Origin of the sequence: Streptomyces sp. WG7, from assembly GCF_049975785.1 — a bacterium.
Lineage (GTDB): Bacteria > Actinomycetota > Actinomycetes > Streptomycetales > Streptomycetaceae > Streptomyces.
This window is the reverse complement of record NZ_JBNGGE010000043.1, coordinates 1-20,677: the sequence shown is the minus strand read 5'-3', so window position 1 is coordinate 20,677 and position 20,677 is coordinate 1. Positions and strand designations below refer to the sequence as shown.

At 72.7% G+C, this 20,677-nt stretch carries 14 protein-coding genes; 8 read left to right on the top strand and 6 right to left on the bottom strand.

Annotation, left to right across the window (positions count from 1 at the left end):
- Positions 1-9 precede the first annotated feature (9 nt).
- The 4 genes from ACP4J0_RS30670 (at position 10) to ACP4J0_RS30655 (ending at position 4,950) form a co-directional block, all read left to right on the top strand.
- Complete coding sequence (locus ACP4J0_RS30670) at positions 10-966, top strand: carbohydrate ABC transporter permease (RefSeq protein WP_426601983.1); 957 nt, start codon at positions 10-12, stop codon at positions 964-966.
- Positions 963-1,781 carry a carbohydrate ABC transporter permease gene (locus ACP4J0_RS30665; RefSeq protein WP_426601982.1) on the top strand — a complete coding sequence of 273 codons (819 nt, stop codon included), beginning with the start codon at positions 963-965 and terminating at the stop codon, positions 1,779-1,781. The genes ACP4J0_RS30670 and ACP4J0_RS30665 overlap by 4 nt, the downstream gene beginning before the upstream one ends.
- Entirely contained in the window at positions 1,778-4,159 is a 2,382-nt protein-coding gene (locus ACP4J0_RS30660) for a beta-glucosidase (RefSeq protein ID WP_426601981.1), read from the top strand. Before ACP4J0_RS30665 ends, ACP4J0_RS30660 begins: the two co-directional genes overlap by 4 nt.
- A 176-nt stretch (positions 4,160-4,335) precedes the next feature.
- Entirely contained in the window at positions 4,336-4,950 is a 615-nt protein-coding gene (locus ACP4J0_RS30655) for a DUF6629 family protein (protein ID WP_426601980.1), read from the top strand.
- A 5-nt stretch (positions 4,951-4,955) separates the two neighbouring features.
- Here the strand turns inward: ACP4J0_RS30655 and ACP4J0_RS30650 are convergent, their stop codons facing one another.
- Positions 4,956-6,530 (bottom strand): PucR family transcriptional regulator, encoded by a 1,575-nt coding sequence (locus tag ACP4J0_RS30650; protein WP_426602004.1) that lies wholly within the window; start codon positions 6,528-6,530, stop codon positions 4,956-4,958.
- A gap of 362 nt (positions 6,531-6,892) precedes the next feature.
- Between ACP4J0_RS30650 and ACP4J0_RS30645 the strand changes: the two genes are divergently transcribed.
- The 3 genes from ACP4J0_RS30645 (at position 6,893) to argG (ending at position 11,165) form a co-directional block, all read left to right on the top strand.
- Positions 6,893-8,161 carry an aspartate aminotransferase family protein gene (locus tag ACP4J0_RS30645; RefSeq protein WP_426601979.1) on the top strand — a complete coding sequence of 423 codons (1,269 nt, stop codon included), beginning with the start codon at positions 6,893-6,895 and terminating at the stop codon, positions 8,159-8,161.
- 62 nt (positions 8,162-8,223) lie between these two features.
- A complete protein-coding gene (locus tag ACP4J0_RS30640; protein ID WP_426602003.1) occupies positions 8,224-9,663 on the top strand; it encodes an NAD-dependent succinate-semialdehyde dehydrogenase in 1,440 nt (479 codons plus the stop codon).
- Positions 9,664-9,719: 56 nt separating this feature from the next.
- On the top strand, positions 9,720-11,165 hold the full coding sequence (gene argG / locus ACP4J0_RS30635) for an argininosuccinate synthase (RefSeq protein WP_426521924.1): 1,446 nt from the start codon (positions 9,720-9,722) through the stop codon (positions 11,163-11,165).
- 197 nt (positions 11,166-11,362) lie between these two features.
- Here the strand turns inward: argG and ACP4J0_RS30630 are convergent, their stop codons facing one another.
- The 5 genes from ACP4J0_RS30630 to ACP4J0_RS30610 all read right to left on the bottom strand — a co-directional run bounded on the left by ACP4J0_RS30630 (position 11,363) and on the right by ACP4J0_RS30610 (position 19,544).
- The gene (locus ACP4J0_RS30630) at positions 11,363-13,639 is read right to left on the bottom strand and encodes a PI-PLC domain-containing protein (protein ID WP_426601978.1); all 2,277 of its coding nucleotides are present in this window, start codon (positions 13,637-13,639) and stop codon (positions 11,363-11,365) included.
- Between the two features lie 100 nt (positions 13,640-13,739).
- Entirely contained in the window at positions 13,740-14,762 is a 1,023-nt protein-coding gene (locus tag ACP4J0_RS30625; RefSeq protein ID WP_426601977.1) for an oligopeptide/dipeptide ABC transporter ATP-binding protein, read from the bottom strand.
- Positions 14,759-16,744: a dipeptide/oligopeptide/nickel ABC transporter permease/ATP-binding protein gene (locus ACP4J0_RS30620; protein WP_426601976.1), complete on the bottom strand. Its 1,986-nt coding sequence runs from the start codon at positions 16,742-16,744 to the stop codon at positions 14,759-14,761. Before ACP4J0_RS30620 ends, ACP4J0_RS30625 begins: the two co-directional genes overlap by 4 nt.
- Entirely contained in the window at positions 16,744-17,694 is a 951-nt protein-coding gene (locus ACP4J0_RS30615; protein ID WP_426601975.1) for an ABC transporter permease, read from the bottom strand. Before ACP4J0_RS30615 ends, ACP4J0_RS30620 begins: the two co-directional genes overlap by 1 nt.
- 296 nt (positions 17,695-17,990) lie before the next feature.
- Entirely contained in the window at positions 17,991-19,544 is a 1,554-nt protein-coding gene (locus ACP4J0_RS30610; protein ID WP_426601974.1) for an ABC transporter substrate-binding protein, read from the bottom strand.
- 185 nt (positions 19,545-19,729) lie between these two features.
- Here ACP4J0_RS30610 and ACP4J0_RS30605 point away from each other — a divergent pair, with 185 nt between their 5' ends.
- A complete protein-coding gene (locus ACP4J0_RS30605) occupies positions 19,730-20,482 on the top strand; it encodes a FadR/GntR family transcriptional regulator (protein WP_426601973.1) in 753 nt (250 codons plus the stop codon).
- The last annotated feature ends 195 nt before the right edge of the window (positions 20,483-20,677 follow it).

Genomic DNA, 20,677 nt, shown 5'->3' with positions numbered 1-20,677 from the left:
GAACGGCTCATGACCACAGACCTCACGAGCGCTCGGCCCGCCGCCGGACCCCGCAAGGAGTCCCGGCGGCGGCCGCCCGCCTCGTCCGCAACGGAGGTGGGCCGCCCCGGCTTCGCCTGGGCGCTGCCCGCCGCAGTGTTCTTCGCCCTCTTCGCGATCGTCCCGCTGATCATGGTGGCGGTGCTGTCCTTCATGACCTGGGACGGCCTCAGCTCGCCCGAGTTCGTCGGCATGGACAACTGGTCGCGCCTCGTCGACGACCCGGTCATGCTCGAGAGCATCTGGCTGACCCTGCTGCTGACCGCGCTCGGCGTGGTCCTCCAGACCCCGCTGAGCATCCTGCTCGGTGTCTGGGCCGCCGGTCACCAGCGCAACCGAGCCGTCCTGTCGGTCATCTACTTCATCCCGCTGCTGCTGTCCGCGACGGCCGTCTCCGTGCTGTGGCGGGCGCTGCTCGACCCGAACTTCGGCATCCCGGCCGATGCCGCCTGGCTCTTCGGCGACGGCAACCTGTTCGGTGAGCAGTCCACCGCCATCGGGGTGCTCGCCTTCGTCAGCACCTGGCAGTTCACCCCGTTCCACACGCTGATCTACCAGGGCGCCGCCCGCGCGATCCCGCCGGTGCTGTACCAGGCGGCGGAGATCGACGGGGCGGGCCGCTACCGGCAGTTCTTCCACATCACCCTGCCGCAGCTGCGCACCTCCATGATCACCTCGATGATCCTGATGATCGTCGGCGGCCTGACCACCTTCGAGACGGTCCTCATCCTGACCCAGGGCGGCCCCGGCACCGACACCACCATCAGCGCCTACTACATGTACGACAAGGCGTTCAAGAGCTTCGACTACGGCACCGGCTCCGCGATCGCCCTGGCCCTGGTCGTGGCGGCCACGATCATCTCGCTGATCGTCGTCCGGGTCTCCGGCTACGACAAGATGCGCAGCTCCATGGAGGGTGTGTCATGAGGCGCCGACCGAACTACGTGGCCGGCGTCGGCTCGCTCGTCTGGCTCTTCCTGGTCGGCCTGCCGCTGTACGTGATGCTCGCCGCGACCCTGCGCACCCGCCAGGACTACGCCGACAACGGCCCGGTCTCGATCCCGGACAGCTTCACGCTGGACAACTTCACCGGCGCCTTCGACTCGGGCTTCGGCCAGTACTTCTTCAACACGCTCGTCGTCACCGCCAGCGTGATCGGCATCGTGCTGCTGCTGGTACCGCCGCTCGCCTACGCGATCGTCCGCAGTCGCGGCAGGGCCACGACGGCGATCTTCCGGCTGTTCCTGCTCGGCCTCGCCATCCCGGCCCAGGCCGTCATCGTGCCGATGTTCTACCTGATCAGCGAGGCCGGGCTGTACGACAACCTGCTCGGCGTCATCCTGCCCACGGCCGCGTTCTGCCTGCCGATGTCCGCGCTGATCCTCAGCGGCGCGATGCGTGACATCTCCCCGGAGCTGTACGAGGCCATGGCGATGGACGGCGCGAGCCCGCGGCGCATGTTCTTCCAGCTCGTCGTGCCGCTCTCCCGCGGCGGCCTCTCCACGATCGTGGTGTTCTCCGCGCTCCAGGCGTGGAACGGCTTCCTGTTCCCGCTCGTCCTGACCCAGTCCGAGTCCACCAAGGTGGTCACCCTGGGGCTGTACAACTTCCAGACCGCGCACGGCATCGACATCCCCGGTCTGCTGGGAGCCGTGGTGCTGTCCATGACGCCCATCCTGCTCGTCTACCTGTTCGCCCGTCGCGCCCTGGTCCAGGGCCTGATGGGCGTCGGAGGAAAGTGATCGCCGACGTGGCCGTAGAGACCACCCCCGAAGTCCCCCTCTGGAACGACCCCGCCCGGACCCTCACCGACCGGGTGTCCGCGCTGATCGAAGCGATGACCCCCGAGGAGAAGATCGCCCAGCTGTACGGCGTGTGGGTCGGCGCGTCCAACGAGGGCGGAGACGTCGCCCCCCATCAGCACGACATGGAGGAGGCCGTCGACCTCGACGCGCTCCTGCCCACCGGACTGGGCCAGCTCACGCGCCCCTTCGGCACCGCCCCCGTCGACCCGGCGCTCGGCGCGCTCTCGCTCATGCGCACGCAGGCCCGCATCGCCTCCGAGAACCGCTTCGGCATTCCCGCCCTCGCGCACGAGGAATGCCTGGCCGGGTTCGCCGCCTGGGGCGCGACCGCCTACCCCGTCCCCCTGTCCTGGGGCGCCACCTTCGACCCGGACCTGGTCCGGCGCATGGCCGCCGCCATCGGCCGCGACATGCGGGCCGTCGGGATCCACCAGGGACTCGCACCCGTCCTGGACGTGGTGCGCGACGCCCGCTGGGGCCGGGTCGAGGAGACCATCGGCGAGGACCCGTACCTCGTCGGCACCATCGGCACCGCCTACGTGCGCGGCCTGGAGGAGGCCGGCGTCGTCGCCACCCTCAAGCACTTCGTCGGCTACTCGGCCTCCCGCGCCGGACGCAACCTCGCCCCCTCCTCCGTGGGCCCGCGTGAACGCGCCGACGTCCTGCTGCCCCCCTTCGAGATGGCGGTCCGCGAGGGCGGCGCCCGCTCGGTGATGCACGCCTACACCGACATCGACGGGGTGCCCGCCGCGGCCGACGAGGACCTGCTGACCGGACTGCTCCGGGACACGTGGGGCTTCGACGGCACCGTCGTCGCCGACTACTTCGGCATCGCCTTCCTCAAGACGCTGCACGGCATCGCCGGCGACTGGGCGGGCGCCGCCGGGGCCGCGCTGCGGGCGGGCGTCGACGTCGAGCTGCCCACCGTCAAGACGTTCGGCGCGCCCCTGGCGGAGGCCGTCGCCGACGGCCGCGTACCGGAGGCGCTGATCGACCGCGCCCTGCGCCGGGTGCTCACCCAGAAGGCCGCGCTCGGGCTGCTCGACGCGGACTGGAACCCGGTGCCGTCCGCGCTCGACGGCGCCGACCTGGACGATCCGGACGCCCTGCGCGGCCGGATCGACCTGGACGGTCCCGGCAACCGCGAACTGGCCCGCACGGTCGCCGAGGAGGCGGTCGTGCTGCTCAGCAACGACGGCACCCTGCCGCTCGACCGGCCGCGCCGCATCGCCCTGGTCGGACCCAACGCCGACGAGCCCACCGCCGTACTGGGCTGCTACTCCTTCCCCCAGCACATCGGCGTCCACCACCCCGACACCCCGGTCGGCATCGCGCTGCCCACCCTGCGCGACACCCTGGCCGCCGAGTTCCCCGACACCGAGTTCACGGTCGTGCACGGCACGGGCGTCGACGACGGCGACGTCTTCGGCATCCCCGAGGCCGTCCGCGCGGCCCTGGACGCCGACGTCGTCGTCGCCGTGCTCGGCGACCGCGCCGGGCTGTTCGGCCGCGGCACCAGCGGGGAGGGCTGCGACGCCGAGTCACTGGCCCTGCCCGGCGCCCAGCAGCAGCTCCTCGACGCGCTGCTGGACACCCGCAAGCCGGTCGTGACGGTGCTGCTCGCCGGCCGGCCGTACGCGCTGGGCCGGGCCGTGGCGGAGTCCGCCGCGATCGTGCAGTCCTTCTTCCCCGGCGAGGAGGGCACCGCCGCCATCGCCGGAGTGCTCGGCGGGCGCACCAGCCCCACCGGCAGGCTGCCCGTCAGCGTGCCGCGCGGAGCCGGTACCCAGCCGACCACCTACCTCGGGGCGCGGCTCGCCCACGCCAGCGAGGTGTCGAACATCGACCCGACGCCCGCCTTCGGCTTCGGGCACGGCCTGACGTACACCACGTTCGACTGGAGCGACCTCGTGGTGCACGAGAAGGAGGCCCCCACCGACGGCGCGTTCTCGCTCGGACTCACGGTCCGCAACACCGGCGAACGGCACGGCACCGAGGTCGTCCAGCTGTACCTGCACGACCCGGTCGCCTCCGTCGTCCAGCCGGTGCAGCGCCTCATCGGCTACACGCGGGTGCCGCTGGCCCCCGGCGAGGCCCGCAGGGTGCGGGTCGAGGTCCCGGCCGACCTCGCCTCCTTCACCGGACGCGACGGCCACCGCGTGGTGGAGCCGGGTGACCTGGAACTGCGGCTCGCCGCGTCCAGCACCGCCCCGCTCCTGACGGCGACGGTGACCCTCACCGGACCGGAACGCCGTGTCGACCACACGCGGCGACTGCACGCCGTCTTCGGCCAGGAGGCCGCTGCCGACGCCTGATCCGCCGGCCGGACCACGAGCGGTGCCACCCGGCGACTCCCGGGGGGCACCGCTCGTTCGAGTGCGGAGCCGCGAAGAACACAACGGGGGCTCGGCGGTGCGGCCGTGTCGACGCGGCCGCGCCCCACCGGATCGGTGACGATGGAGGGCCCGTCGGCCGACCCGAGGACGCAAGGATGTGCTGGAGCGCGGAGGCCGACCTCGTCGCGGGAATCGGGGTCGCCGCCGTCGGCGTGGGCTGTGTGGTCCGGGCACGGCGGGGCCGTGACCTTCCGCTGGCCGCGCTGCCCTTGCTGCTCGGAGCCCATCAGATGGTCGAGGCGGCCGTCTGGGCCTCCGACGGCGGGACCGGTCCGGCCACCCTGGCCTGGACGGTCATGGCCCTCCCGCTGCTCGCCCTCTGGGTGCCGGCGGGCGTGCTGTGCGCCGCGCCGCGGTCCGCGCGGCGCCGGCTGACCGTGCCGCTCGCCGCCGGGGCCGCGACGGCGACGGTGCTCTCGTACGTACTCGCCACACGCCCCGTGCGCGCGGAGATCCGCGGCCGCACCGTCGGCTACGTGGTGGACCTGCCCCTCGCCGGGCTGCTGGTCGCGGGCTATCTGGTGGCCACGGTCGGCTCCCTGCTGCTGTCCGGGGACCGCGGCCTGCGCGTGCTGGGGTACCTGGCCGGCGCGGGCGCGCTGATCTGCTGGGCCCTGTGGCGGCTGGAGTTCGTCTCGACCTGGTGCGCGTTCGCGGCGGTGTGCTCGGTGGTCCTCTTCGGCTGGGTGACCGGACGCGGAGCGCGGTGAGCGGGTCAGCGGCCCCGCAGGGCGTCGAGTGCCTGCAACGCCACGTGGAGTTCGGTGCGCTGCTCGCCGGACCCGAGGTCGCGGCCGAGCAGCCGTTCGATCGTCCGCAGCCGTTGGTAGAAGGTCTCCCGGGACAGACCGCCGGCCCGAGCGGCGGCGGTCTTGTTGCCGGCGGCGTCCAGGTAGCCGCGCAGGGTCGCCAGGAGGTCGGTGCCGTGGCGGGCGTCGTGGTCGAGGAGCCGGCCCAGCTGCCGTTCCGCGTACTCCTGGATCCGGGTGTCGCCGCGGAGCGCGAAGAGCAGGCGGCGCAGGCCGATGTCGGACCGTTCGTGGAAGGAGCGGCCCGCCGGGAGGGGCTCACCGGGCGCGGTGGCCTCGGCCACCCGGGCCGCCTCACGGAACGAGCGGGCGACGTCGGCGAGGTCCGAGACCGGGGAGCCGACGCTCACGGTGGTGCCCGGGGCCGGGTCCCGTGCGGCGCGGCTCAGCCGCTCGACGCTCTGCCGCCAGGGCCGGGACGGGTGCAGCGCCGGCAGGATGCCGAGGCGGGTGGGGGAGAGGAGACCGACGAGTGCCGGGACCCCCGTCGTCGTCAGCTCCTCGGCGAGGCGGGTCTCGGTCCTCGCGGTGTCCTCTTCCGCCGGGACGTCCACGAGTACGCCGACGAAGCGGGTGCGCTCCGTCGGCAGCCCCAGCGCCGCGACCCGGGCGCGCGCGTCGGCGGGGGAGCGGTGGCGCTGCTCGACGAGGTCGCGCAGCGCGTTGCGGTGTGCGGTGCGTTCCCAGGACGCGGGGTGGGTGAGGCGGGCGATGGTGAGGGCCATCGCGGTTCTCTCCAGCACGGTGACGTCCTCCGGGCCGAAGGCCGCGGGCGCGGGCGTGCCGGGCGGGCCGGGGAGCATGACCACCCGCCCCCAGCCCTCGCCCTGGTACTCCACCGGGGCCACGAGCCAGCCCTCGGGGCCGCGGACACCTGTGCGGTCGGCGGGTGGGGTGGCCCGGGAGCGCTGTTCCCAGCCGGTGAGCGCGGCGTGTGCCGTGCCGCCGGAGGGTTCGCAGAGCAGCGCCCGGTGGACCAGGCTCTCCAGCACGACCGTGCGGCCGCTCATCTCCGCCGCGGCGCGCAGGACGTCCTCGGGGCCGGCGCCGCGCAGGGTGAGGGCGGTGAACGCCTCGTGGACGCGCTGCGTCCTGCGGATCGCTTCCGCCTGGTCGCCGAGGATCAGTGTGTGGACGACCTGGGTGACCTCCAGGAAGTTGACGTCCTCGGCCAGCGTGACCAGGGGCAGGCCGCGGGCCCGGCACGCGTCGACCAGGGCGTCGGGCGGCCGGTGGTAACGGCGTACGAGTTCGATGACCAGGGCCGCGGCGCGGACGGTGGCGAGTTCGTCGACGTAGCGGCGCACCCCGGTGGGGTCGTCGGGCAGCGGCATACCGGTGGTGAGGACGAGCTCGCCGCCCTTCAGGAAGGAGGCCGGGTCCGTCAGTTCGGTGATGTGGACCCAGCGGACCGGCCGGTCGATGTGGTCCCGGCCGGTGACCACCCGCGGGTCTCCCGCGGCCAGGACCGGCAGCGCCAGTACGTCGGCGACGGTGGGCGAACGGCCTGCCGGGCCCGGGCACCACCCGGCCGACGAGGCGTCCCGGCCGCCGCGACCGGCGGTGGTGCCGGGGCCGTCGCGGCCGTGCTCCGGAGCCGGGTGCCGCTTCTCGCCCACGGTGCCTCCCTGCGCGCCCCTGTCACTCTGACAAGCCTCAATGACCTGCGCAAGAGCGCTCGGGCGGCGCATCCGGCGCGGACGGGCGGCGCGGCGGGAGCGGAGCGGTTGACACAACGTCCGGATACGGCGGCCCGGCCGGACGGATCAGGCGTTGCCGGGTTCCGGACCGAGGGAAGGCTCGGGAGACCGCAGCAGACCGACGATCACGCCGGGAGACGAGCATGACCGCACTGTCGCCGCACCTCCGCCAGGCCACGCCCGTGGTGGCGGTCCGGGGCGAGGGCGTCCACATCCATGGTGAGGACGGCCGCCGCTATCTGGACTTCACCGCCGGAATCGGCGTCACCAGCACCGGACACTGCCACCCCCGGGTGGTGGCCGCCGCACAGGAGCAGGTGGGCACCCTGATCCACGGGCAGTACACGACCGTCCTGCACGAGCCGTTGCGGCGCCTGGTCGACAGGCTCGGCGAGGTGCTGCCGGCCGGTCTGGACAGCCTGTTCTTCACCAACTCCGGCAGTGAGGCGGTGGAGGCGGCGCTGCGCCTGGCCCGCCAGGCCACCGGACGGCCCAACGTCGTCGTCTGCCACGGCGGTTTCCACGGCCGGACCGTGGCCGCCGCATCCATGACCACCTCCGGCACCCGCTTCCGGTCCGGCTTCTCGCCGCTCATGAGCGGTGTGGTCGTCACTCCGTTCCCGACCGCCTTCCGCTACGGCTGGGACGAGGAGACCGCCACCCGCTTCGCCCTCCGGGAACTCGACTACACCCTCCAGACGATCTCCTCTCCCGCCGACACCGCCGCCGTCATCGTCGAGCCGGTACTCGGCGAGGGCGGGTACGTACCCGCGACCCGCGCCTTCATGGAGGGGCTGCGGGAACGCGCGGACCGGCACGGCTTCCTGCTGATCCTCGACGAGGTGCAGACCGGTGTCGGCCGCACCGGCCGGTTCTGGGGCCACGAGCACTTCGGCATCACCCCCGACGTCCTCGTCACCGCCAAGGGACTGGCCAGCGGGTTCCCGCTGTCCGGGATCGCCGCCTCCGAGGACCTGATGCGCAGGGCGTGGCCGGGCTCGCAGGGCGGCACGTACGGCGCCAACGCGGTGGCGTGCGCGGCCGCCTGCGCCACGCTCGACGTCGTACGCGACGAGAAGCTGGTGGAGAACGCCGAGGCCATGGGGGCGCGGCTGCGCCACGGACTGGAGGCGGTGGCGGCCCGGACGCCGGCCGTCGGGGACGTACGCGGCATGGGGCTGATGCTGGCCTCCGAGTTCGTCACCGAGGACGGCGAGCCCGACCCCGGGACCGCGGCGCGGGTCCAGCGGGCCGCCGTCGACGAGGGCCTGCTGTTGCTGCTCTGCGGAGCCTGGAACCAGGTCGTCCGGATGATCCCGGCGCTGGTGATCGACGAGCCGGGGATCGACGAGGGGCTGCGGGCCTGGGCGGCCGCCGTGGAGGCCGGCACCTCGGAAGCGGCGAACCGGTGAGCACCGCCCGGAGGGACCCCATGGCCGACACCCAGCCCGCCATGGCCGACGCAGCGACCCTCATGGCCGGCACCCCGACCCGGCTCTTCATCGGCGGTGCCTGGGCGGACGCCGCGGACGGCGCCACCATGCCCGTGGACGACCCGGCGACCGGCGAGACCCTCTGCCACGTCGCCGACGCGGGCCCCGAGGACGCCCGGCTCGCCGAGCAGGCGGCGGTCCGGGCGCAGGAGGAGTGGGCCCGTACGGCGCCGCGGGCGCGCAGCGAGATCCTGCGCCGCGCGTACGAGATCGTCCTCGACCGCGGCGACGAACTCGCCCGCCTGATGACGTCCGAGATGGGCAAGCCGCTGGCGGAGGCCAGGGGAGAGGTCGCGTACGCCGCCGAGTTCTTCCGCTGGTTCTCCGAGGAGGCCGTCCGTATCGACGGCGGCCACGGCGTCCTTCCCGACGGACGCCACCGCATGCTGCTCTCCCGGCGCCCGGTGGGTCCCTGCCTGCTGATCACCCCGTGGAACTTCCCGCTGGCCATGGGCGCCCGCAAGATCGGGCCGGCGCTCGCGGCCGGCTGTACGACGATCCTCAAGCCGGCCCCGCAGACACCGCTGTCCGGCCTGGCCCTCGCCGCGATCCTGGACGAGGCCGGGTTGCCGGGCGGCGTGCTGAACGTCGTCACCACCTCCCGGGCGGGCGAGGTGTGCGAACCGCTCCTGCGCGGCGGGCACATCCGCAAGCTGTCCTTCACCGGCTCCACGGCCGTCGGGCGCCTGCTGCTGGCCCAGTGCGCGGACACGGTGGTGCGCACGTCGCTGGAGCTGGGCGGCAACGCGCCGTTCATCGTCTTCGACGACGCCGACCTGGACGCGGCCGTGGACGGCGCGATGACCGCGAAGATGCGCAACATGGGTGAGGCGTGCACGGCCGCGAACCGCTTCTTCGTCCACCGGTCGGTGGCCGACGCGTTCGCGCGGCGCCTCGCCCGGCGAATGGCGGCGCTCGTCGTGGGCCCCGGCATCCGGGACGGCGTCGACGTCGGCCCGCTCATCGACGCCGCCGGGCGGGCCAAGGTCGAGGCCCTGGTGTCGGACGCGGTGGAGCGCGGCGCCCGCGTCCTGGCCGGCGGCCGTACGCCCGAAGGCCCCGGCTGCTTCTACCCGCCCACGGTGCTGACCGACGTCTCCGCGGACAGCCGCCTGATGAGCACGGAGATCTTCGGCCCCGTGGCGGCGATCCTCACCTTCGACGATGAGGACGAGGTCGTACGCCGCGCCAACGACACCCCGTGGGGGCTCGTCGGCTACGTCTTCACCGAGGGCCTCGACCGCGCCCTCCGCGTCAGCGAACGCCTGGAGACCGGAATGGTCGGCCTCAACACCGGCCTCGTCTCCAACCCCGCCGCGCCCTTCGGCGGGGTCAAGCAGTCCGGGCTCGGCCGCGAGGGCGGAACGGTGGGCATCGAGGAGTTCCTGGAGTACCAGTACATCGCGATGCCGGCCCGGTGACGGAGTGGACCACCACCGGCTTTGCATGGTCATGCGTAATCATGCATACTCTTCCTATGTCCAAGGTCCTCACCTCCCTTCCCACCGGCGAGCGCGTCGGTATCGCCTTCTCGGGCGGCCTCGACACCTCGGTCGCGGTCGCGTGGATGCGTGACAAGGGCGCCGTCCCCTGCACGTACACCGCCGACATCGGTCAGTACGACGAACCCGACATCGCCTCGGTGCCCGACCGTGCGAAGACCTACGGCGCCGAGATCGCGCGCCTGGTCGACTGCCGTGCGGCGCTGGTCGAGGAGGGCCTGGCCGCGCTCACCTGCGGGGCGTTCCACATCCGCTCGGGCGGGCGCGCCTACTTCAACACCACGCCGCTCGGCCGTGCCGTCACGGGCACGCTCCTCGTCCGGGCGATGCTCGAGGACGACGTCCAGATCTGGGGCGACGGCTCCACCTTCAAGGGCAACGACATCGAGCGGTTCTACCGGTACGGCCTGCTCGCCAACCCGCAGCTGCGGATCTACAAGCCGTGGCTGGACGCCGACTTCGTGACCGAGCTCGGCGGCCGCAAGGAGATGTCGGAGTGGCTGCTCGCCCACGACCTCCCCTACCGGGACTCGACGGAGAAGGCGTACTCCACCGACGCCAACATCTGGGGCGCGACCCACGAGGCCAAGACGCTGGAGCACCTCGACACCGGCGTGGAGACCGTGCAGCCCATCATGGGCGTGCGGTTCTGGGACCCGTCCGTCGAGATCGCCGCCGAGGACGTCACCATCGGCTTCGACCAGGGCCGCCCGGTGACGGTCAACGGCAAGGAGTTCGCCTCCCCGGTCGACCTGGTGATGGAGGCCAACGCCATCGGCGGCCGGCACGGCATGGGCATGTCGGACCAGATCGAGAACCGGATCATCGAGGCCAAGAGCCGCGGCATCTACGAGGCGCCCGGCATGGCCCTGCTGCACGCGGCCTACGAGCGCCTCGTCAACGCGATCCACAACGAGGACACCCTCGCCCAGTACCACACCGAGGGGCGGCGCCTGGGCCGGCTGATGTACGAGGGCCGCTGGCTGGACCCGCAGTCGCTGATGATCCGGGAGTCGCTGCAGCGCTGGGTCGGCTCGGCGGTCACCGGCGAGGTCACGCTGCGGCTGCGGCGCGGTGAGGACTACTCGATCCTCGACACCACGGGCCCGGCGTTCAGCTACCACCCGGACAAGCTGTCGATGGAGCGCACCGAGGACTCCGCGTTCGGCCCGGTGGACCGGATCGGCCAGCTCACCATGCGCAACCTCGACATCGCGGACTCCCGCGCCAAGCTGGAGCAGTACGCCGGGCTCGGTCTGATCGGCACCGCCAACCCCGCCATCGGTGCCGCCCAGGCCGCCGCGACCGGGCTGATCGGTGCCATGCCGGAGGGCGGCGCGCAGGCCATCGCCTCCCGCGGCGAGGTCTCCGGCGACGACGAGCTGCTGGACCGCGCCGCGATGGAGTCCGGCACGGACTGACCGGTCCCCGAGAGGACCCCTCACCCCGGCGATGGGCCGGCTCGGCGCCCGCGGGCGCCGAGCCGGCCCATCCGTTTCTCGTCGACCGGTGGGGCCGGCCCACGGCCCGGCCCGGGACCGCCGGCAGCAGCCGTCCGGCGACGCGGAACGCCACGGCGTCGCCGGGCCCCTGCCCGCGGGGCCCGCGGAACCCTCCGTCAGCTCTCCTGCCCCGCGTCCGAGGGGCGCGTTCCCCGCGCGCCGGGGAGCCTGTCGGGTGACCGTCCGGCCGGGAAGCGGGAATCGTCCTGCCGGCGTTCGGCGTTGAGCTCGTCGACCGCGCCGAGCGCGTCGCCGATCGTCGCGTAGTCCACCGCGATGAAGTTGACCGGCCTGCCGCGCTGCCGCTCACAGGTGTGCGCCCGCTCCAGCACGCGCTGCCGGGAGTTGACGATCCCGGCGTCCAGCCGGCGCCCGCCGCCCGCCGTGACGAAGTGGTTGAGCAGGAACAGCCGCTTGTCCGCGCCGCCCCGGTTCGGCAGGCAGGACATGTCGTCCGGACTGCGGAACGCGAAGGGCGTCTCCATGCCGTACCGGTAGAAGTTCCGGTACCACGGCGCGGGACCGTCGGCCTTCTCCGCGAAGACGACCAGGCGCCGGCCGCTGTCGATCATGTCCCCCAGCTTCGGCCACGGGCGGTCAGGGGCGGCGTCCGACTCGTACAGCAGGTCGGAGAGTCCGGCCCGCAGGAAGGCGCTCCGGCTCGCCGCGGAGTCGACGCCGTCCTGCAGGACGAGGGTGACGACCTCCGTGGGGTTCGCGCGCAGCCACGCACCGATCTGCCGCAGCGTGGGCACCAGTTCGAGGGCCCCGGCACCGCACACCGAATGGCACAGCCACAGGCCCGGGTGGGGAGGGTTGACCCGCTCCAGGATCCCGGTGAGCCGCCGGCGCAGCGAGGGGGAGAAGTCCGAGGTGCTCAGTCGGTCCGCGACCTCCTCGGGCCGCTCCCACCGGTGCGTGTCGAGGAGCAGGACGCGCACCCCGGCGTTGAGCTGGCCGACGATGTCGGGGTCCTGGAGGGGGCCGATGAACCGGTCCGCCGTCGTGGCCATCGCATTGTGCGACGCCAGCTGGGCGATCTCGTCGTAGCGGGCGTCGCACAGCTCGGCGCTGCCCTGGCAGATGCGCGGTGAGGAGCCGGTGATGGCCACCGGCGCCAGCATCGTGCCGACGAGCGCGCACGCCGTGACGGCGAAGGTCAGAGCCGGGCCGTGCCGTGGATCGGTGAGGACCGGCATCCCGGGCCCGGTCTGCCAGACCCACCCGACGGTGATCAGCAGGGCGCCCGCGGCCAGCAGGATCACCGCGACCACGGTGGCGGTGGTCAGGAGCCCGTCGAGAGCGGTCGCCTGGATGTCGCCGATGAGGTCCGACGCCGCCGGGGGCCACGAGGAGGGGGTGCCGAACAGCGTGTCGCCCAGTGTGAGACGCAGAAGGAGGACCGTCAGCGCCAGCAGTGAGGCGGCGGCGGCCGGCACCCAGCCGAGCGGTATCAGCCGGCGCTTGGCGGGGGAGGGCGTGGCGAACCACAGCAGCGTGAGCGCGGCGGCACAGAGCACGGCCGCCGCAGGTTCCACCACCTCCTGGAAGAGGCGGGTGACGGCACGCGCGCGGTCCACCGGGGCGAGCGCCTCGTGCGCGGGATCGACATCGACGGTGATGACCCACGTACCCGCGTTCGCCTCCCGCAACAACTCCGCGGCGGCTGCCCGGACCTGGTCGGTCAGGGCGACCGGCGCGACCGCGGCCAGTGCCGAGGCCACGTCTCCCCGGTCCATCGCCGCCTGCACGCCGGGTCTGGTGCCGGCCCGCGCGGCCGCCGGCACCAGACGCATCAGCGCGTCCGTGGCCGCGACCGCCTGGCTGGGGGAGAGCGGCAGCGACGGCAGGCCCTCCAGCGGCGCCTCACCGGCCACCACCTGCGCCGTGAGTTCGGACAGACGCTGCACGAAGGCCTGGAAGTCGGGTTCCGACTGCTGCTGCAGGGCGGCGACGGCGTCACCGAAGTAGGCCTGGCTGAGCCGTTCGACGTTCGCGACGACGGGCTCCAGGTCGACCGTGACCCGCAGCCGGTCGCGGTTCCCTTCCAGGTAGTGGATCACCTCGGCGATCTGCCGGTCGCCCATGGCCCGCAGCGTCTCCGGCGGGATCACCACCTTGAGGTTCGAGGTGATGGTGGACTGCGGAACGGGCAGCCGGTCCAGCAGTTCCTGGGCCAGGGGCGTACTGGCCGGGTCGACCAGCACCTCGTCGTAGAACCGCTGGTAGGCCTGCTCGTCCTCCAGCGCCTGGCCGTAGAACCTCGGATCGAGCACGGTGCCGCGCACGACGGCGGCCGCGGCCAGGACGGTCAGGCTCAGCACCGCGACGCACCAGAGCAGCACCGCGACCCAGGGCGAGCGCCGGGGCGGGCGCCGAACCAGTCCGTCCATGGCCCCATTCTCGTTCCGGCCGACCGTCGTGCGACACGGCGTCCGAGCCGAGAACGCCACCACACGCATGCCCCGGCCCGGCCGGCCGATGCCGGTCGGATCAGCCTCCGCTCGGGGCTTCCTCCTCGGCCGTGCTCCGCTGAGGGTGTACACAGTGCCAGCGATGTCCGCCCCCGGGACCGTCCGTGGCCGCCGGGAAGGCGGTGGCGCACGCGTCGTCCGCCTTCCAGCAGCGGGTGCGGAACGGGCAACCCGAGGGTGGATGGGTGGCCGACGGCACCGGGCCGTGCAGGACGATCCGCTCGGGGCGCTCCAGCAGGCTCGGCGTGGCGGAGAGCAGCGCCTCGGTGTACGGGTGGCGCGAGGCGCCGGAGACCTGGGCGGCACCGCCCTCCTCCACGACCCGGCCCAGGTACAGCACCGCTATACGGTCCGCCAGATAGCGCACCGTCTGCACGTCGTGGGAGATGAACACCATGCCCAGACCGAGGCGGGCGCGCAGATCCACCAGGAGGTTGAGGATCTGGGCGCGCACCGACACGTCCAGCGCGCTGGTGGGTTCGTCGGCGACGATCAGCTCCGGTTCCAGGGCGAGGGCGCGGGCGATGGCCACGCGCTGGCGCTGGCCGCCGGAGAGCTGCCCGGGCAGCGCGTCCAGCGTGTGGCCGGGCAGGCCGACCAGGTCGAGGAGTTCCTCGACGCGCCGCTCGCGCTCGGCCCGGGTGCCGCGACGGTGCACGTCCAGCGGGTCGCGCAGGATCTGCCGGACGGACAGCCGCGGGTTCAGCGCGGTGGAGGCGTCCTGGAACACCACGCCGACGGCGGCACCGAACCCGGTACGGCGCTCGGCGGCGCTCATCTTCCACAGGTCCTGGCCCCGGAAGTACACCTGTCCCTCGGTGGGGCGCTGCAGTCCGGTGACCACGCGGGCCAGCGTGGACTTTCCGCAGCCCGACTCGCCGACCAGGCCGAGGATCTCGCCGCGCCGGACCTCCAGGGAGGTGTCGGTGAGGGCGTGCACGGCGTCCCGGCGCAGGATGCCCCCGCTGCGGGCCTTGTGACGTACGTGGATGTGGTCGAGTCGGACGAGAGGGTCCATGGCGGTGTCCTTCCGCGCGGTCATCGGGCGCTCTCCAGCGACTCGGCCGACCGCTTCTCGGGCGCCGGGTGGTGGCAGGCGAAGAGGTGGTCCCGCGCGGCGTCGCGGTCGGCGGCGGGCGGCGGGGTGGTGGCGCACAGCTCGGTGGCGGCGGCGCAGCGGGACGCGAACCGGCAGCCGGGGCCGAACGCCTTCGGCGCCGGCACGACGCCGCGGATCTGGTGCAGTCGCTCCGCGCCCGACTCCAGCGAGACGACCGAGCCGAGCAGACCGCGGCTGTAGTGGTGCGCCGGGTCGGTCAGCAGCGAGCGGGTGTCGCCGGCCTCGGCGACCTGGCCGGCGTACATCACCGCGACCCGGTGGGCGAGGTCGCCGACCAGGGCCAGGTCGTGGGAGACCAGGACCATCGCGAAGCCGAGTTCGTCGCGCAGCCTCACCAGCAGCTCGACGACCTGGGCCTGCACGGTGACGTCGAGCGCGGTCGTCGGCTCGTCGGCGATGAGCAGCCGCGGGCCGCGGGAGAGCGCCATGGCGATCAGCACGCGCTGGCGCTGGCCGCCGGAGAGCTCGTGCGGGTAGCTGCGCAGGGTGCGCTCGGGGGACAGGCCGACCAGTTCGAGCAGTTCGGCGGGGGTACGGGTGCCGCCGCGCGAGGTGAGCCACTTCAGCTGGGTGCCGATCAGCACGGACGGGTTGAGGGACGACATGGCGTCCTGGTAGACCATGGCGATCTCCGGGCCCATCAGCGCCCGGCGCTCCTTCGGCGACATCCTCAGCAGGTCGCGGCCCCGGTAGAGGATCTCGCCCTCGGCCTCGGCGTTGCGGGCCAGCAGGCCCATGATCGCGAGGCTGGTGATCGACTTGCCGCAGCCCGACTCGCCGACCAGTCCGAGGGTCTCGCCCTCGCGGACGGTGAAGGAGATGCCGTCGACGACGCGGGTGTCGCCGTAGCGGTCGGGGAACCGGATGGACAGGTCGCGCACGACGAGCAGTTCGGGCGCGTCCTCGCGCACCGGCGGCACGGCGGGCTCCGTGGCCGCGAGTCGTGCGGCGAGCTCGGCGAGCGCGGCGTCCACGTCGGCGGTCTCCGCCCCGGGCACGGCGGCGGCCTGCTCGTCGGAGTCGGAGTCCGAGTCGGTGCCACCGGTGCGGGACCTGTCCGGAGCGGCGGCGGCGTCCGTCATGCCCTCGGACAGGACGTTCAGCGCGAGCACCGTGATCAGCACGCACAGGCCGGGGAAGAGCGTCGCCCACCAGCCGCCCGAGAGCAGGATCTGCCGGCCGTAGGCCAGGACGCTGCCCCAGCTGGGGTCGGGGTCCTGCACACCGGCGCCGATGAAGGACAGGCTCGCCTCGAAGATGATGGAGTCGGCCACCATGACGGTCGCGAACACCAGGACCGGTGCCGCGCAGTTGACGGCGACGTGCCGGGCCACGATGTGACCGCGGCGGGCGCCGATGACCCGCTCCGCGGCGACGTAGTCCTCGCCGTACTGCTCCAGCACGTTGGCCCGTACGACCCGGGCGAGCGAGGGCGAGTAGACGAAGGCGATGGTGAAGATGATGACCGGGACGCTGGGCCCGAAGACGGCGACGAGCACGGCGGCCAGCGCGATCGGCGGGAACGACATCACGATGTCGAGCGTGCGCATCACCGACTCGTCGGCGAGCCTGCGCGAGGTGGCGGCGAGCGCGCCCAGGGCCGAGCCGAGGACCAGGGCGAGGAGGGTCGCGCCGAGACCGATGACCAGGGAGTAGCGGGCGCCGTGCACGACCCGGGCGAACACGTCGCGGCCGGCCCGGTCGGTGCCGAACCAGTGGTCGGCGCCCGGCGCCTGGGCGGGGATGCCGGTGGCCAGGGGGTCCTGGGTGAGCAGCGGGGCGAACACCGCGCCCAGCACGACGACCAGCAGGATCCCCAGGGCGATCCGGGAGGTCACGGGCAGGCGGCGCAGGCGGGCGCCGGGCTGCGACAGCCGCGCGGCGAGGGAGCTTGGGGCGAACATCACACCGTCCTGATGCGCGGGTTGACAAGCAGGTAGAGCAGGTCGACGACGACGTTGACCACGAGGAAGGCGACCGCGATGGTGAGCACGGTGCCCTGGACGAGCCCGACGTCACCGCCGTTGACGCCTTCGAGGATCAGCTTGCCCATGCCGGGCAGGTCGAAGATCGCCTCGATGACGACGGCGCCGCTGAGCATGTACCCGACCTTGACGCCGAGCACGGTCAGCGGGGTGACCAGGGCGTTGCGCAGCACCGACCGGATGATCAGGAAGGGCGGCAGGCCGCTGCCCCGGGCGGTGCGCACGTAGTCGCGGTCGAGTTCGGTGACCATCGAGGTGCGGACCAGGCGGGCCAGTGAGGAGGCGACGGGCAGCGCGAGGGACAACGCGGGCAGGGTCATGCTCTCGAGCCAGCCGGAGAAGGAGTCGGCCGGGTTGACGTAGCCACCGGTCGGGAAGAGCGGCATGTTCAGCGCGAACTGCTGGATGAGCAGCACACCGACCCAGAACGAGGGCAGGGCGATCCCGGCCATCGACAGCACCCGGAAGACCTGGTCCGGCCAGCGGTCCCGGTAGACGGCGCTGAGGACGCCGAAGAGCAGCGCCAGCACGATGGCCAGCGCGAGGCCGAGCAGGGTCAGCTGCAGCGTGAGCGGGAACGCGGTGGCGATCCGGTCGGTGACGGGCTGGCTCGGCGACATCGTGACACCGAGGTCCCCTCGCACCAGATCGCCCAGGAAGGCGAAATAGCGTACCGGCAGGGGGTCGTTGAGCCCGTTGGCCTCGGCGAACGCGGCCCGTGCCTCGGGACTCGCCGAGTCGCCGAGCGCGTTGTACGCGGGATCGGTCGGCGAGAACTGCAGGACGACGAAGACCAGCAGCGCGATGCCGAGGACCATCACCGGCATCATCGCGACGCGGCGCAGCGCGAGCCGGAGAAATGCAACCATCGTGAGGTTCCTAGAGATTGGAGCGGGGGCCGCCGCGGCCCGTGGTGGCGCGGCGGCGGCCCGACGGCCTGGGCGTGCGGATCAGGGGGTGTCGTGCGGATCAGGCCGGCTCCGGGGAACGGCGCCTTGCCGTCGGGGCCGGGCGGGGCCTGGTACGTGCAGCCGCGGGCGGAGGAGGGCGACAGCGCGAGCCCTGGCAACCGACGACGACGACGCTGCTGGGGCACCGCCCACGCCCTTCAGGCAGTGGGGAGTGCGTGCCGGCCCCCGCGACCCGGCAGGATCCGAACGAACCCCTATGCCCGGCCGACGTCGATGAAGGACAGCCCGGTGGTGGGCAGCGGCTTGAACCCCGTCAGTGTCCCGTCGCGCCAGGCGGTGGGCAGCTTGCGGTGCAGCACCGGGTACAGGGCGGCCTCGTCGGCGACCAGGTCGGTGACCTGGCCCCACAGCGCCTTGCGCTTCGCCGCGTCGGCCTCCGCCGCGGCCTTGTCCAGCAGCGACCTGGTCTGCTTGTAGGCGGCGGAGCCCTTCCACCCGTAGCGGTTCTCCGGCCAGAAGCCGTAGTAGAACCAGCGCAGCAGCAGGTCGGCGTCGTTGCCGAAGACGGACGGGTCGCCCGGCGCGGCCAGGGCGTCGAAGCGGCCCTTGTCGATCTTGGCGTACTGGGCGGGGGACTGGGCGATGTCGAGCTTGGCGTCGACCCCGATCGCCGCCCAGCTCTCCTTGATCAGGGGCGCGATGTCCTTGATCCAGCCGTTGTCGGTGAGCAGCAGCGTGAAGGAGAGCTTGCCCACGCCCGCGTCGGCGAGCAGTTTCTTGGCCTTGTCCGGGTCGTGCCGGTAGACGGTGGAGGCCTTGTGGTGGTCGGGGTGCGTGGCCGGCACGTATCCGGTGGCGGCCTCGGCGTTGCCCAGCAGCGCCGTGGAGATGATCTTCTCGGTGTCGAGCCCGTAGTGCAGGGCCTGCCGCACCCGCTTGTCCGCGAAGCGCTGGTCGGCGCAGTTGAACATGAGGAACAGCAGTCCGAAGGACTGGACGGACTCGACCTTGTCCTTGCCGGTGAAGCCCTCGACGTCGATGTAGGGCACGTCCTCGATGGCCTGGACCCGCCCGGACTTGAGGGCGCTGACCCGCGCCGACGGGTCGGACATGAGCCGCCAGACCATCTTCTTGGCCTTGGCCGGGTGCGGGCCGTTGTACTTGTCGTACGCCTCCATGACGATCTTGTCCTCGCGGACCGCCGACACGAAGCGGTACGGGCCCGAGCCGACGGGCCTCGCGTCGAAGGCCTTGGCGTCGGCGCCGGCGATCTTCTCCGGCACGATCCGCACCACGGATATACGGGACGGGAAGAGCGCGAAGGCGTACTTTAGCTTGAACTCGACCGTCGAGGCGTCGACCGCGGTGACCTTGTCGACGAACGGGACGAACTGCGCCATGAGCGAGGCGTTCTTCTCGTCCAGCACGCGCTCGAAACTGAACACCACGTCGTCCGCGGTGACCGCCGAACCGTCGTGGAACGTCGCTCCCTGGCGCAGGGTGGCCCGGTAGGTCGTCGCGTTGATCTTCTTCGGCATCCCGGTGGCCAGGGCCGGCCGCGCCACCAGCGTGGCGGGATCGAGGTCCACCAGGCCCTCGAAGATGTGCATGTTCGCGGCGTACGGGGTCGCGCCCGAGGTGATCATCGGGTCGAAGCCCGTGGAGAGCGGGTAGGAGATGCCGGCCTCGATGGTGTCGCCGCCGCTGCCCGGGTCACCGGCACCGTCCCCGCTGGAAGCCGGCCCTCCGCAGGCCGACAGGCCCGCGGTGACCGCGGTCGCCACACCGATGGCGCTGGTGTATCTCATGAAGGTGCGGCGATCGACGCCGGCTGCACTGCGCGCGGACAAGGAGTCCTCCATGCGGGAGATGAGATGGTCGAGCGGTGGAGGAGGCGAGTGTGGTCGGCGCCTCACCGACAGCGCATCAGACGTCTGATGTCTGATGCTTGGTAATGTGGGAACGTAGCTGGGCAAATGAGAGGGGTCAAGAGGTGGCGGTGGGGCAAAAGGCGATTCGGCATACGGTGCCGGAGCCCAAAGCGGCACGACAACCGTTGCGTCAGGAGGTCGTCGACGGAATCAAGGCCTACATCCTGCGCAACGAACTGCGCCCGGGGGACCCCTTGCCGACCGAGCCCGCCCTGTGCGAGGCGCTCGGCGCGAGCCGCTCCAGCGTGCGGGAGGCGATCAGGATCCTCACCGCGCTCGACATCGTCGAGGTGCGGCACGGACACGGCACCTATGTCGGGCGACTGAGCCTGTCGGCCCTGGTGGAGAGCCTGACCTTCCGCGGCCTGCTCAGTCCCGACGACGACTTCCAGGTGATGAGCGACCTCATCGAGGTGCGCGAACTGTTCGAACGCGGCATGGCCGAGCGGCTCGTGTCGTCCCTCGACGAGGAGCAGATCACCCGCCTCGGCGCGCACGTCGAGGAGATGCGCAGGGCCGGCGCCGGCGAGGGGCACGGTTTCGTCGAGGCGGACCGCGCCTTCCACACCCTGCTCCTCGCGCCGCTCGGCAACGACCTCATCGGCCAGCTGTCCACGGCGTTCTGGGACGTCTACGTCATCGTCGCACCGCACCTCGACGTCTTCACGCACGAGCACGAGGCGGCCACCATCGCCAACCACCAGCGCATCGTGGACGCCGTGCGGGACCGGGATCCCGTGGAGTTCGCGGCGGCGCTGACCGACCACTACGCGCCGGTGCGGCAGCGGATCGCGGAGGCCCGCGCCCGCCGCTGACCGGCTCCGGCGGTGGGGGGGGGGGGGGGGGGGGGGGGGGGGCGGGGCCCCCCCCCCCCCCCCCCCCCCCCCCCGCCCGGGGGGGGGGGGGGGGGGGGGGGGCCCCGGGGGGGGGGTGGGGTGAGGAGTTGGAGGTTGCCGGTGGTCCAGTCGATGAGTTCGGTGGGTTTGTCGGCGTTGAGGGTGGCGGGTAGT